This window comes from Leptospira bouyouniensis (genome assembly GCF_004769525.1).
Taxonomy (GTDB): domain Bacteria; phylum Spirochaetota; class Leptospiria; order Leptospirales; family Leptospiraceae; genus Leptospira_A; species Leptospira_A bouyouniensis.
In genome coordinates, this window is sequence record NZ_RQFT01000002.1 from 38,164 (window position 1) to 52,796 (window position 14,633).

General features: G+C 32.9%; 10 protein-coding genes and 1 pseudogene. All 11 read left to right on the forward strand.

From position 1 onward, the window contains the following. Window positions 1-48: 48 nt before the first annotated feature. The 11 genes and pseudogenes from EHQ43_RS01465 to EHQ43_RS01510 all read left to right on the forward strand — a co-directional run bounded on the left by EHQ43_RS01465 (window position 49) and on the right by EHQ43_RS01510 (window position 14,518). Window positions 49-273: a type II toxin-antitoxin system Phd/YefM family antitoxin gene (locus EHQ43_RS01465; RefSeq protein WP_135769968.1), complete on the forward strand. Its 225-nt coding sequence runs from the start codon at window positions 49-51 to the stop codon at window positions 271-273. Further along, window positions 274-675, forward strand: a pseudogene (locus EHQ43_RS01470) (type II toxin-antitoxin system VapC family toxin). It begins immediately after the preceding gene. 239 nt (window positions 676-914) lie between these two features. Continuing rightward, complete coding sequence (locus EHQ43_RS19660) at window positions 915-1,211, forward strand: ArdC-like ssDNA-binding domain-containing protein (protein ID WP_244242586.1); 297 nt, start codon at window positions 915-917, stop codon at window positions 1,209-1,211. 36 nt (window positions 1,212-1,247) lie between these two features. Then, on the forward strand, window positions 1,248-1,910 hold the full coding sequence (locus EHQ43_RS01475) for a zincin-like metallopeptidase domain-containing protein (RefSeq protein WP_244242587.1): 663 nt from the start codon (window positions 1,248-1,250) through the stop codon (window positions 1,908-1,910). Window positions 1,911-2,161: 251 nt separating this feature from the next. Beyond that, complete coding sequence (locus EHQ43_RS01480) at window positions 2,162-3,793, forward strand: TolC family protein (protein WP_167481741.1); 1,632 nt, start codon at window positions 2,162-2,164, stop codon at window positions 3,791-3,793. Between the two features lie 3 nt (window positions 3,794-3,796). After that, window positions 3,797-5,560 (forward strand): Ig-like domain-containing domain, encoded by a 1,764-nt coding sequence (locus EHQ43_RS01485; protein ID WP_135769970.1) that lies wholly within the window; start codon window positions 3,797-3,799, stop codon window positions 5,558-5,560. Continuing rightward, the gene (locus EHQ43_RS01490; RefSeq protein WP_135769971.1) at window positions 5,557-6,183 is read left to right on the forward strand and encodes a hypothetical protein; all 627 of its coding nucleotides are present in this window, start codon (window positions 5,557-5,559) and stop codon (window positions 6,181-6,183) included. The genes EHQ43_RS01485 and EHQ43_RS01490 overlap by 4 nt, the downstream gene beginning before the upstream one ends. Window positions 6,184-6,231: 48 nt before the next feature. Further along, complete coding sequence (locus EHQ43_RS01495; protein WP_135769972.1) at window positions 6,232-7,734, forward strand: efflux RND transporter periplasmic adaptor subunit; 1,503 nt, start codon at window positions 6,232-6,234, stop codon at window positions 7,732-7,734. Between the two features lie 11 nt (window positions 7,735-7,745). Continuing rightward, a complete protein-coding gene (locus EHQ43_RS01500) occupies window positions 7,746-10,808 on the forward strand; it encodes an efflux RND transporter permease subunit (protein ID WP_167481742.1) in 3,063 nt (1,020 codons plus the stop codon). Between the two features lie 33 nt (window positions 10,809-10,841). Next, window positions 10,842-13,781 (forward strand): efflux RND transporter permease subunit, encoded by a 2,940-nt coding sequence (locus EHQ43_RS01505; RefSeq protein ID WP_208730838.1) that lies wholly within the window; start codon window positions 10,842-10,844, stop codon window positions 13,779-13,781. A gap of 101 nt (window positions 13,782-13,882) precedes the next feature. Then, on the forward strand, window positions 13,883-14,518 hold the full coding sequence (locus tag EHQ43_RS01510; RefSeq protein WP_135769975.1) for a tetratricopeptide repeat protein: 636 nt from the start codon (window positions 13,883-13,885) through the stop codon (window positions 14,516-14,518). Window positions 14,519-14,633: the final 115 nt, after the last annotated feature.

Here is a 14,633-nt window from a genome sequence, read left to right on the forward strand (position 1 = left end):
CAGGGAATTAACTGGACAACTTGACAACATTGTGATTTTTTAGATAGTATGAAGTCCTTTCCCGTTGGTGAATTAAAAACAAAATTCTCCGAAGTCCTTGAATACGTTAAAAACGGAGAAAAAGTAAGGATTCTTTTTGGGAAAAACAAAAAGCCCATCGCTATGATTGTTCCTCTGAATCAAAAAAGAAAAATCGGAATGCTTGATGGGAAAGTCAAAATTAAATTCGATCATAATTTTTCCATCACTGAAGATATATTTTTAAGTAAATAAATATCATTTCTATTAGATACTCATGTTCTACTTTGGACCATTGGAGACTCAAAGCAATAAAGCAAAAATGGTTCGGGCATTATTCAAGACCAAAATAATCAAATTTTAGTAAGTTCAATTTCTTTGTGGGAAATTTCATTGAAATATAAACTTGGAAAACTAAAATTATCAGGCTTTAAACCTTAGGAAATTCCAAATTTTCTTGAGAAATTAAACATCAGCGTAATTGAATTAAATCAAATGGATGATTCCTCTTATCATAATTTAAAGGAAGAATTTCATAAGGATCCTTTTGATCGAATGCTCATTTGGCAATGCATTTCAAATAAACTGACTTTGATTTCAAAAGATTCTGAAATGATACATTACAAAATTTCTGGATTAAAAACGATTTGGAATTAATGATCCACTGAGTATACTAGGGACTTACGGCCATGCTCGAGAAAGTCTTACGCCTAAGATGTTTAAATATTAATTTAACAAAAAATTAACATTCCATCCCAAATTCTCTATTTCTCACAATCTTGCATCAATTTACTAATTTCACAGGACTAAACGTTCCTCCATTCAGAAAAGATTCTTCCGAATCCCTTGCAATAATTTGTTACATTCGTAGTTCCAATTTGTCCTAGGTAGCAAATATGGTTTACCTCTCAGGAAACGACTCGATTTGGCAATTTTTCGTAGAGAATTGTGACACTCTTGGAGTCTGGATTACATCCATTGTTATGAAAGAGAACGATGCAAAAACGATCCTAAAGAAGATTACATACGATGTGATGGAGGCCTTAAAGTCCGGTAGTCTTGGACAGTGGGTCAAACCATGGCAAAGTTTCGGATTTCCGACGAACGTGAAGACAAAGCAACAATATGGCCTCCTCAATACCTTCTGGCTAACAGACAGTTTGATGCGGTATGGGTATACTTATCCAGCTTGAGCCACGGAGAAACAATGGAATTGCCTTGGGTATTCATTGAAACCAGGCGAGGTTGCAAAGACGGTAGTTTTGTATCCTTGTCATGTAAAGTTTCCTGTATATTCCCAAAAGAAACAATCCGTGGTTGGAAGCGAAGAGGAACGAGAGGAGGCGCCTCTCTATTACAAATCGTGTCTGGTTCACAAGTCGTTTCCGGTCTTTAACATTGCACAAATCAATATTCCCGAAGATGAGTATGATCTGTTTGTAACAAAGACGACTCTAGATGGTGCTGCGGGAATCGATCAGTTTGTGCAATCGATCGAACACAATAGGGAAGAGTTCGGGGTGGACCAAGCATCTTACATGATCCCTTTGGATACGATTCGTATGCCTAAAAAAGAGTATTTCCGAAGTGAAACTGACTATTGGTCTACTTACTTACATGAGTTAGGTCATTGGACGGGTGCTAGACATCGGTTGCGGAGAGATTTTTCGAAAGGCATGGGTTCTTATGCCTTTGAAGAATTGGTCGCTGAATTATCCTCAGCTATCTTTGCCGGTGAATTTGGATTTAGTGGGGAGTTGCAACATCGAGAGTATATTGGGTCTTGGTTAAGGATTTTGGAAAATCCACGTGCGATCATTAAAGCGGGATATCTTGCCATGGAAGCGGTGGAGTATTTGAAGAAGGAAGCGAAGAGGGGAGTGAGGGGGTGATTTTAAAACTCAAAATACCCCAATCAAAACTAAATAAAATTTCATGTTATACGACAATAATGCAAAATTTTTATGGGAAAATTCAGCATAATCTTAAAAATCCTTTGTTAATTAAAATATGCAATATTAGGAAAATGAATTTGAGTCAAATTTGAATACTTGCGTTTTGCAGCCGATAACTCCTAAAAGATTAAAAAAAATAGCTTAAAATGTTCAAAATGTCGATATATAGTATAACAACTAAAAACGGAATGTTTAACATTTTATTGCCCACTCTTCGCGAATCAATTAGAACGATAAAAATCACGATTCTCGCTTTTTTCATATTTGCTACATTTATATTGAATGCACAACAGAATTTTGACCAAGAACCTCTTTTGATCAATATGGAAGAGGCGGAAATCATAGGAATTTCTAACAGTGTGATTCTTGCTAGTTTAAAGGACAGAAGACAAGTATTTAAGATGGTTGCTACAGAAAAATGGCGAAATTATCTTCCTCGGTTAGGGATAAGTTATTTTGGCCTTAGAAATACTAACGTCAATCAGCCAGATAGTCAATATAATGATATTCGCTTACAATTAAATCAATTAATTTATGATGGTGGCGAAAATGCTCTGGAAATAGAATCCGCAAAACTACAAGAATTATTAAATCAGGAAGATTGGAAGATAGCACGCGAAAAGATCGTCTTCGACATTAGAAAAGCATATATTAAATTGTTAGCGAGTGATATAAAATGGTATGTTGCAGAGAAAGCATACGAAAGAGCTCAAAGACAATGGCTAGACATAACGAAGGAAAAGAAGCAAGGTTTTATTACTAATATTCAAGAAGTTGAAATGAATGCGAAAATAAAAGAGCTTGAGCTTGGGATTTTGAAATCAAAATCTCAACGTACCCAAAACGAAATTGAATTAAAAAAGCAGATCAATTTGCCAATAGAAGTTCCAATTACTTTAAAAGATTCTCTTCTCAAGGACTACGTTTTCTATTCACCTGAATTCGAATTAGACGAAGAATCATTCGCTCTAGAGAATAAACCAGAGATCAAGAAGTCAAAGTTAACGATAGAAAATTTGAAGACCAGGAAAGAAATTGCTGAAAATGGATGGAAGCCAAAATTCTCTGTCGGAGGATATTATGGCGAAAACGTAAATGGTGTTTTACCTGTTAAGAATGAAGTGTATGGATTTAATTTTTCCGTTCAAACTCAATTAGGTAGCACAACAAATCAATCATCTGCAAATTATGGTGTTCAGACAGACGGTACGGGTATTCAAAGAATCCCTGGCTTTGGACCACAATTTGTTGGAAGGGGAGAAAATGCATATAATAGCAGTACGTTTAATCTTTTTGATGATCTGTCATATACAAGGAAAATATATGAAGGTAAAATTGGTCTTTCTGATGCGATAAGGACCAACAAATTAATTAAAATAAATATTCAAGCGGAAGCTTTTAAATCTAAAGAAAAGTTTAAAGAAAGCTGGCTAGCTCTTTCAGTTTCGAACTCAAAATTCTATTTATTTTATGAATTGTGGAAAAATGTCCAAAACAATTATTCTCAAGGTTTTGCAAAAGAAACAGAATTAGTTTCAGCTGAATTTGAAATGATAAAAGCAGTAGAAGAGATAACCAATGCACTGGCAAATTATTTAGAGTCCGGAGCTGAATATAGTTTTTCAATTGGTAAACCAATGCAAGAAATTCGATTCTTTGAAGTAAAACGAAATTGTGGAAATTCAATACTTAGATTGCTAGATGGAAATTTGGATATAGATTCCAGTGAGAAAAAGACGGAATCTGAAGAAAGTAAAAACAATAGAAAACTAAATAAAGGGAAAAAAGGGAAAGAATATCAATTTTTTCTTGAAGATTAATTTATGAAAACAATATGTAAAATCCTTGTCTTAACTTTATTTCTTGTTATAAATCAATGCAAAAATGGTAAACCTGGTTCCGCAAGTTTGTTCACATTTTTGGGAGATGATAATTCCCCAAAAATTATTTCGGCAGTTCCAGGAATGGGTGATAGGGGGCTACCAAGAACTCAAAAGATAGCAGTTTTATTTAATAAACCAATGAATATTAATAGTTGTGTGCAAAGTTTTTCAATTTCGCCGCCAACGCAAGGATTTTATGAGCTAAGTGATTTTGCCTTAACTTTCATTCCTAGCTCACAATGGAATTATGGAACGTATACATATACATTATCAAAAAATTGTGAATCGAAGGAAGGGAACGATTTAAAGGAATTATTTTCTGCAAGTTTCACAGTAGGAGAAGCCACGACTGCTGGGAGTTTTCCTGAAGTTGCAAATATTCAAATATCCGCAGGCACTATTGCAGAATGCGATGCAGGGATAGCTCCACGTCTTAATATACTTTCGAATACAATTACGACTGCTTGTATGGGTTCGCCAAATTCTAATTCATTAACTTTAAATTTTACAAGACCGATGGACAGAGCAACTACTACGGGTGCAATTTCATTTTCCCCTTCAATATCCGCAAGTTTTGTATGGCAGTCTGATACGACATTGACTATCATACCTGACCGTCCATTTGCTTCCCAAGCAAGAATCAATATTGCAATATCAACAACAGCTCAAGACTCCCAGGGAATTCGAATGCAGGTACCAGTATCTGGAAGTTTTTTCGTTGGTACTTCAAATTTATTGCCTACCATCACAAATCTTTCATTAAATGCAGATACTTTGTCCAGTTGTCTCGCCGGAACAGGTGCAGTCGTTGATTTGCTTGTTACGAGTGTAACTAACGCGTGCTTGGGAAACCCAACTGTGACTCCAATTGTTTTTACTTTTTCAAGACCAATGGACCAAATTCAAACCCAATCAAATGTCAGTTTTTCTCCATCTTTTACTGGAAATTTTTCATGGTCTGCTGATAGTCTGACTCTTACGTTTACTCCAGATGCAAAGTTCAATTTTGGGACAAGGTATACGATAACAATTGGTAGTGGGGCGAAAACTCAAGACGGTATATTTGTAGCAGGTTCATTGGTATATAGTTTTGTGGCAGGAGGTGCACTGACTGATGCTCCTTTTGTACAGGCAGTTGGAGTTGAATCACAAACATGTCCAGCATCTTATCCTGGAGTTGGCAATCCATTGGGTGGCGATTGGTTGATTGGATCCTGTTATTGGGATAGTAGTTTACCGGTGCTTTCTCCTACTTCTTATAGATTTAGAGGAGGAGATAGTGGAACCGGTACTGGACCAAATCTAAATAATTCTGCTTCCTGCATCGATGTAAATACAGATAATTTTAGACTAATTTTCTCAAATTATATGGATCTAAATGCTACTATAAATGCAGTTAGATTAAGAAGGCAATCTCCTCCTAGTACTGTCATTCAATTGTCTACATGGTCTTGGTCGGATTGTCAGGCAGTATTTCCTTTCGGATGCCGAGTTCTCACGCTTGTCTTTTCGGAACTTGAATCATCATGTAATGGATCAAGTTCATTTGGGAATGCATCTACTTCTGGGGATTTCAATTTGCTTCAATCAAATACCACTCCTGCTGGATTTCCATTTTATATGTTAACTGTTGATACATCTGCGAAAGATGTAAACAGCATACCATTGAGATCAACTTTTAATTTTAGCATGGAGGCAAAATGAAGGATTTTAAAATTAATCTTAAATTAATCGTTATTATCATTTCAAATTTAGTTATAATATTAAACTGTAAATTTGATAATTATCAAGTTAAATCAGCTTTGGTTTCCAGTTCTCCAAATCAAAAATTACTGTTTGGAACAATGACAACTAGGGATGTTAGAATTCCTAAATCAATTGGGAAAGATTTTCAAGAATTGTTAGTATTTGAATTAATACATAAAGGTTTTACAGTGAATTTTTATAACTTTCAAGAATCATTCAAGGAATCTAAAAAAGAAGATAGTAAATTACCTTTGAATCTGAGGTCAGCAGCCGGAGAATTTTGGAATCACAATCCGATTGTTGAAAAACAATTAATTAGACAAGAAATTAAAGAAGTATCGGAAAAAGAAACCTTTGATTTGTTTTTGCAAGGTACAATTTCGATTCAGAATAATGATATCACTTTGGAAAGAAAAGAGTATAATTATATATTCCTACATTTGTATAGTCCGGATGGAAATTTAATAGGAATGATAAGATCAACGTTCGATAACAAAATGTTATATGAATCTGAGCAAATGCGGGAAGTAGTTTCTAGAATGGCTGATGAATTTCAAAAAATTACCTCTAATAGGAAATAGAAAATAGTAATTTAAAATGAAATTGAAACTTCTTATATTGAATATCAAATGCTAAAAGAAAAACTCGCTACGCTCTCAAAGATTCCCTTTTTCTCTAAAATAGTCATAAGCTCCTTAGTATACCTTGGTATTTCCATTGCCTATTCAAATATGACATGGGCTGAGCTGCGAACAAAACTTCCATTTTTTAATCGAATTTTTTACTCAAAGTATTTATCGGCAAATGAGTTGTTTGCAAATTATAAAAACCAAAATAAAGAAGAATCTTTAAGAGAAGAAGGGAATGTAGTTCCTGTAAAGACTATTGCGATTGAGGAAGAAATTATAACTCCTATATTGACTTATGCAGCTATTGTGGAGCCAATTGAAAAGGTAGATATATTTTCAAAAGTCAGTGGGAGAATAGAAGAATTCAATGTAAAGGAAGGGGATAAAGTTAAAAAGGGACAAAAAATAGCAAGGATAGAAAGTTTATCCTTTGAGTTAGATATAGCAAAACAACAAGCGGCTTTGGATTCATCAAAAGCGTTATATCAACTTTCAAAGGATAAATATGAAAATGCGAGGCGTAATGTTGAAATTAAGCTAGGGGAAGCAGATAAGAAATTGGGGCTCTATTATAAAGCACTATCTGAATTCGAAAGGTTTCAAGAGATAGCACGTAAAAAGGAAATTTTATTTGAAGAAAAAGTTATCAGTAACGAGGAATTGGAAAATATAAAATTAGAACTTAGCTCACGAGAAGTAAACCTAAATAATGCACGTCGTGAATTAGAAATGTCTCTTGTGGGAATTAGAGATGAAGATATAATAGCAGCTGGATTTAAAGTTCCAGAAGATAAAAAATCAAAGATAGAACTTATTAAAAACATTAATACGAAGATTGAGAAATCAGAAATGGAAGTCGCAGCGAAAAACATGAAGTCAAATGAGGTAAACCTTTCTTCCACTCAAATGTTACTCAAAGAAACACAATTAATATCTCCTATCGATGGGATTATTGCGAAGATAAGCAGAAATAAAGGGGAACTCGTAAATGCTGGAAGTGGAGGAGGGGCACCAATTATGACCGTTATATCAAATGACGGAGTATATGTTGCTTTTTCTGTGAATGAAGGTGACTTGGGGAAAATTAAAGTTGGATTTAGAGCAAATATAAAGGCAGATTCTTTTCCAGATTTAAAATTCAAAGGTATTGTAAAAAAAATTAGCCCATTAGTTGATCAAAAAACTCACACAGCAGATGTGAAAGTAGAAGTTGCAGGCAATATTACAGATTTAAGGCCAGGTATTTTTGTTAGATCTGAAGTTATTGTTGGGAGTGATTCAAAAGCGATTTTAATACCTATATCAACACTAGTTTCAACTGATGGCTCAGACGGAAGTGTATTTATCATGAAGAATAAAAGAGCTTTTAAAAAGAATGTTGTGATAGGTGAAAAACGAGACGAGAGAGTGATAGTTTCAAAAGGTCTCGAATCAGGTGATGTTATTATAACTAGCCCGATAAATCGACTTTTTGAAGGTGTAAGCGTAAAACCTAGTATTTGATGTTTAGATATGTGCTTTCAGTCCTACTGCGTCGTCAAGTTGCGAGCTTGATGTTTTTTAGTGGACTATGTTTATTCGGTTTAATTTCACTTAGAGATATACCATTAAGTCTGCTTCCAAATATTGAATTTCCAAAACTAACCATTATAACTTCATATTTAAATTCATCTCCTGGTGAAATTGAAAATCTAATCTCGAAACCTATTTCTCAAATTGTTGGAACTATTCAAGGAGTGGAAAAGGTAGAATCAATTTCGAAAGAAGGATATAGTTTTGTACATTTAAGTTTTAAAAATGGTACAGATATGAATTTTGCATTACTCGAGGCACGTGAAAAATTAGACTTAATTCGAGATCAATTACCTTATGATTCAAGCAAATCTTTGATAACAAAATTTGATCCAAGTAGTTCTGCATTTATGGAGATAGTTTTCGCTTCTAAAGCATTGGGTGATCCAAAAAAATTGAGACAATGGATTGAAGATAAGATTAAACTTTATTATGAAAGAATCGATGGAATCGCTTTGGTGCAAGTTGTCGGTGGATATGAAAAGGAAGTTTTCATAGAAATTGATCCAATTCGATTGAATTCTTATCAAGTTCAACCAATCGAATTGAGCCAACTAATTTCTTCAAATAATAAAAATTATCCTGCAGGACAATTGCCATTTGGGAAAAAAGATCTTCCAGTAAGAGCAATAGGCGAATTTAAAACAAGTTTAGATTTAGGAAATTTGGTGGTAAGAGGATCTGATACCGGGAGAGGTACACGACTTTCTGATTTTTCAAGTATTTATGAACGTTATAAAGATAGAACTGGAATAGCACGATATAATGGGAATGAATCAGTAATTTTATATCTTTATAAGGAACCAGGAAAGAACACAGTCGCGCTTGCAGATGAAGTCAAAAAAGTCACATACAATGTTAACGATCTTTTCAAAAATGAAGTCAATGGTAATATCAGCTTTGACGAGTCTATATTTATCATCGAATCAATTGATGGATTATACATAAATTTAATCATCGGCGCCATTCTTGCTTACGTTTCTCTTTTGTTAATTCTCAAAAATTTCCAAAGCCCCACTCTTTTGCTTTTAGCAATTCCTGTTACTCTTTTGCCAAGCTTTTTAGTCTTCAACCAATTGGGGATCGGATTCAATATGATGAGTCTCGGAGGATTAGCGCTAGGTGTTGGAATGCTATTTGATTCAAGTAACGTAGTGATTTCAGCTATCGAGAGAAATCTATCACTTGGAAAGAAATTGGAGGATTCTATACTTGAAGGTACCGAAGAGGTATTAGGTTCAGTGGTATCCGCAACGTCTACTACTATAATTGTATTTCTTCCGATTGCTTTTATTAAGAGTACGCTTGGCATAATCTTTAGAGAAATGGCATTGGCAATTGTTATAACATTAAGTTTTAGTTTGTTTATTGCTGTAACGTTTATTCCTTTGTTGGCCGGGCTACTTTATCGCAATCGAAAATTTGCTTCAAACATCGTGTCTAAATTTTCTTTTTATAATGAAGATAAGATTATAAAAATTTACCATAAATCATTAAGAAAGGTTCTAGAATCTCCAAAATATTATCTATTACTTCTTGTTAGTTTGTTCGCGTTTAGTTTATCTTTATTACCATACATCGAAAAGGAATTTATACCTAGAATAGATACAGGAGAAATAAGCATACATATAAAAATGCCGCAGGGAACAGAACTTGAAGCGCTCAATGATTATGTCAAATATGTAGAATCAATAATTCAAGCAGAACCAATAGTGAAATCTTGTTTATCAAATATAGGTGGAGATGAAGAGAATTTGAGGTCTAACCCAAGTGCAATTATAAATTCAAACGAAGCAGATTTACGAGTTTTACTTATTGACGAAAGAAATCAGTCAACTATGGAAATTGTAAATGATTTGAAATCTAAAATCTCTGGTTCAAAAGAGATTCAAATCGATTTCAAGACTAAAGAAAATATACTTGGTGACATTCTTGCTGAAAAAAAAGAAGTAATTGAATATCAAATATTAGGCGATGACATTGAGCTAATGCATTCTAGTGCACAAGCGCTAAAAAAGAAAATTTTGAAATTACCAGGAATAGAATGGGTTCGATCAGATTTAGATGAAAAAAGTATAGAATTTAACCTGGACTTCGACCAGTTAAAAATGGCAAAATACGGACTTACAAACACAAATGTAAGTACTTTTGTTAAGATTGCATTAGAGGGAATCACAGTGTCTAAAATGGATAATAAAGATCTTGCTATCCCATTGCGGATTGGAATGCCAAAAGCGAATGTGAATAGTGAAGAAAAGTTAGGTAACCTAAGAATTCAAACTCCATTCGGAGATAATATTAGTTTAAATCAGTTTTTATCTTTTTCAAAGAGTGAAAATCTGACATCAATTCATCGCAATGGAAATTTAAGAGTAAATGCATTAACAATTGGTATAAATCCAATGTTCAAAAATCTTAAAAGAGAAATTCAATCTACTATTGATGCATATCCGAGAACAGATGAGGTAAAAATTGAAGCTACAGGAGAAAAAGCAAAGTTGGATGAATCATTGAAAGACGTAGTTTTATCATTCCTTCTGGCTTTATTGCTTATATTCATGTTACTTGCCGGACAATTTGAATCCTACCGATCATCTTTAATAATGCTGATTGCTATTCCATTAATCTTCATCGGTACTTTTCCCGCATTATTCCTTACATCGAAATCTTTAAATATAAGTTCATTCATGGGATTTATTCTTTTAATGGGAGTTGTAGTGGATAATGCTTCGTTGTTTTACGAATACTTTCATTTATTTTTGAATCAGTTAAATGATCCAAAAGCTGCGCTTTTTAATGCAACACAAGTTGTGATTCGTCCAATAATTATGAACAATACCACGACTATTCTTGGTATGTTGCCAATTGTGTTTACTTTGAGTAAAGGCTCTGAATTTCAAGCGCCATTAGGTGTCGTGGTAATTAGTGGATTACTGACATCTGTTATATTGTCTCTTTTTGTAATTCCTACCGTAGTGTATTTTCAGAATCAAAAAGTTAGGTAAATTAATCCTTTGCATAAATATTTTGCAAATTCTGTGAGCAAAAGGCCTATCTTATTCTTTATGATAGCCTTGGGGATGTCATTATTTGGTTTTATATTCAACTCAAAAATTTCCTTAGTGCGTCTTGATCAGCAAGTTTATCCTGGGCTTGGAATTCGAATCGATGCAAAAGGTTACGATGTAAATAAGATCGAAAACGAGATTGTGTTTCCAATCGAACGCACGATTGCCACCGTTGGTGGTGTAAAAAGCGTGCGTTCTATATCAGAAGATGGATCCGCTTTTATACAAATCAAAATGAATAACTCTTTTAATTTGAAAGAGAAGTCATTGGAATTTAGAGAGAAAATTGATTTAGTGTCTTCTAAATTTCCAAGAGAAGTGCACAAACCACAAGTCTTTCGTTATGATCCAACTAATTCACCTTTAATGGTTATTTCATTTTCAAACAATCAAATTTCTCAAGATGAATTGAGAGAATTAGTTGAAAAGTCATTTAAAAGGTCTTTAGAAGCAATTGAAGGGGTTAGTCAAGTCATAATTGGAGGTGGGAAAATTAGAGAAATTCAAGTTGCTTGTGATCCAAAACAATTAGAAGGATATGGGCTGAGCCTTAAAGATATTGTTTCAGTAATACAAGACAAGAATCAGAATGATGCTTTGGGGAAATTGTCAATCGTAAAAGAATCGCTAAGCATCCAACTAAAAGAAAGGTTTAACAATCTATTAGAAATAAGAGATCTTCCTCTAAAAGTGACTCCCGATGGTCGAATTATTTTTCTGAAAGATGTAGCAAAAATCAGTTTTTCTCCGCGTGAAGAAAATATAGGCGCAAGATTAAATGCAGAAGAAAAAGTTACCGCATTTATTTATAAAAACGAATCTAGCGATATTGTTGCAGTATCTAAGGAAATAAGGTCTTTAATAAAAAAAAAGAATATCGCAAATCTAAAAGTAGAGTTTAATCAAGATGAATCCAAAATTTTAACTGAAACGATAAAATATTTACTATATCTTGAACTTTTAATCTTAATTTCATTGAGCATGTATTTTATATCGATAAAGAAGTATAATTTATATTTTGTAATTTATGTGATTTCTTTAATACCTGTGTTCTTTGGATTTTTGCTTTTGTATGGATTCTTTTTTAGAAGTATATCTTTGGCGACCTGTTACGGTTTAATTTTTGGAAATTTATTTTGGATATTAATTAGAGCAAGATCTTTTGTTATATCAGAATCAAATCGCTTAAAAGTCAAAGAAAATAATCATTTAAATTTGTTAATGCTAAACTTGTTATGTTCGGTAATACTTTCCAAATTTCTTTCAAATGAAGTCTCAAAATTTTTTACAATACTCCTATTTTCGTCAATAGTTGTATGTATTTTACTAGATTTCTATTTCGTTATTTTCATTTACAATGTGAAGGTGCAAAATCTTCAAAAATTGATTAAGTTTAGTGATCAACGATGGATGCAATACTATAAAAGGAGCTTTGAGTTTATAAGTGATAAATTGTTCAAAACTATTGCAAAAACTGAAGAATCTATTTTAAGTGAAAAACAAATTCTACCACTTGCGTTGATTTTTTTTATATTTTTGGGGGTATATACATTTTATAAAGTTCAGTTAAGCGATTCTATTGAATCTGATAAAAGTGATACAGTTGCATTTTTAGAATTTCCATCAGGTACATCATTTCCTCATACTGATGAAGTTTCATTGAAAGTTGAAAAATCTATTTTAAAGATTCCAGGCGTAAAGCAAATTGTGAGTAAAATTGATCCAGCCCATACATTATTGCTAATAGAACTTGATAGAGGATACTTGCCTGATGCAGAATTTATAAAAACGATAAAAACCGGCGTAGGATCAACGGAAGATGCATTTTTGTTTTTTGCGGCTGATCAAAATTCTTCATTTTTCCAGGAGATCTCATTTGATTTAATAGGTAATGATCAAGAATTATTGGAAATTCTTGTGAGTGAAATTGCAGAGAAAGTAAGATCTCTAGATGGAGTTGCTGAATTAGTGTTACGTTACAAATCTTCCCGGGATGAGTTAAGACTATTGCCTGATCCATCACTTTTTCAAGTTTCGGAGGTATCCCTCCCTCATTTTGGGAATGAGTTAAATTTGGCATTGCAGGGTGGAGTAGCAACAAAATTCATAGATGGAGAAAAGGAAATAGATGTTAGAGTTCGTTATGCGGAGGAATTTAGAAAATCCAAATTAGATTTTAGTGAAATTCGAATTAAAAATTTGAAGGATAAATTTATACCAATATCCACGATAGTTAGTATTGATGAGAAAAAGATTCCAGTCAAAATTTATCATAAAAATAGAATGAGAACTTTGAGTTTTTCGGTAAAATTGGAAGGAAATTCTTCTAATCTTAAAAACAAGATAAAAAAATTTGTCACTTCCTATAGCTTACCAACAGGGTATAGGTTAGAAGAGGATAGTGATTATTTGGAGGATTTTAATTCGAAAAGCGGTTTATCTAAATTTATGACTCTTTTTCTTCCATTCGCAACTTTCGGCGCTTCATTTCTATCTTTAAGGAAGAAGGAAAAAATTTTTTCATTTCTACATAAATTTTATATACCATATCTTTTTTCTGTTTTTTTGATTATATTTTTTTACCCTGGAGACCTTTATTTGCCGTTCCAGATTTCATTATTATTAATGGGGCCTCTTGCATATTTTTTTATTTCCTCAAAATATCACCTAACAAAATCTATTTGGATTTATTTGGCTATTATGAATTTATGTGTGTTGGTATTTATTGATAATACTCTAATCAGTTTTTTTTATATTTTTATCGGGGTTATGATTTATTTATTTGTGGTGTTTTTTGGTCATCAACTGGAAATTAAATGGAGCGAAAAATATGAAATCCCATTATTGGATTTTTTGCGAATGAATTTATATCAATTTGTCTCAAGAATTCGTATTTTTGTAAAAAGGTAGCATCTCCATTTTAATGAATTAAAATGTTCAATATTTATTCTATTGAGTTAAATTTGCATTGAAAAAATCCGTATTTTAATTCTTGTTAGTCTTAGTCAATTATGAATGATTTAAAATTAATTTTTTTGATTTTTTTGTTTTTAATCAGTTCTTGTAAAGATACTGATAAAATATCTAGGTTACATGTGGAAGGGATGCAATTTTTCCAGCTTAATAAACGTGAACTTTCAAAGAAAAAATTCCAGGAATTATATTCAATCGATCCTGATTATTTAGATACTAGAATCATGTTGGGAAAACTGCATTATTTTGATTTGGAATTTGAAAAAGCTAACTTTTACTTTCAGGAGGCTTATGAAAAAGAAAATTCGAATCTGAATGCATTAATGTGGGTTATCAAATCCAATTTTGTGAGTGGTAAAAAAGCGGAAGAAGTATTGGAGATGACAAAGTTGTATCTTTCGATGGATAGCGCTAATCCAGAAATATTGTACATCCGAGGAAAATTATTAGAGAATATAGGCAAAATCGATGAAGCTATTTTGAGTTATACAAAGGCAACTCAAAATGTCAATTTTGTTGCTCTATCTTACCTACAATTAGGTTTAATTTTTAAAAAAGCTGATTTAAAAGAAAAATTTGAAGAAAATTTAAGAAAAGCGAAGAAAATTTCCGAAGACGACCCAGTCTTGAGTAAGGAAATTAACCGGCATTTGTCGGAAATAAAACCAAATTGAACCTTCCTTAATTCCGAAGATTTCATCACCCGGGATATTGTAGCATATATTGATCAAATTATGTCCCATATGGTCCGCAGGGTATTGACTTGGATAGTGTTGGATGTAGTTGATT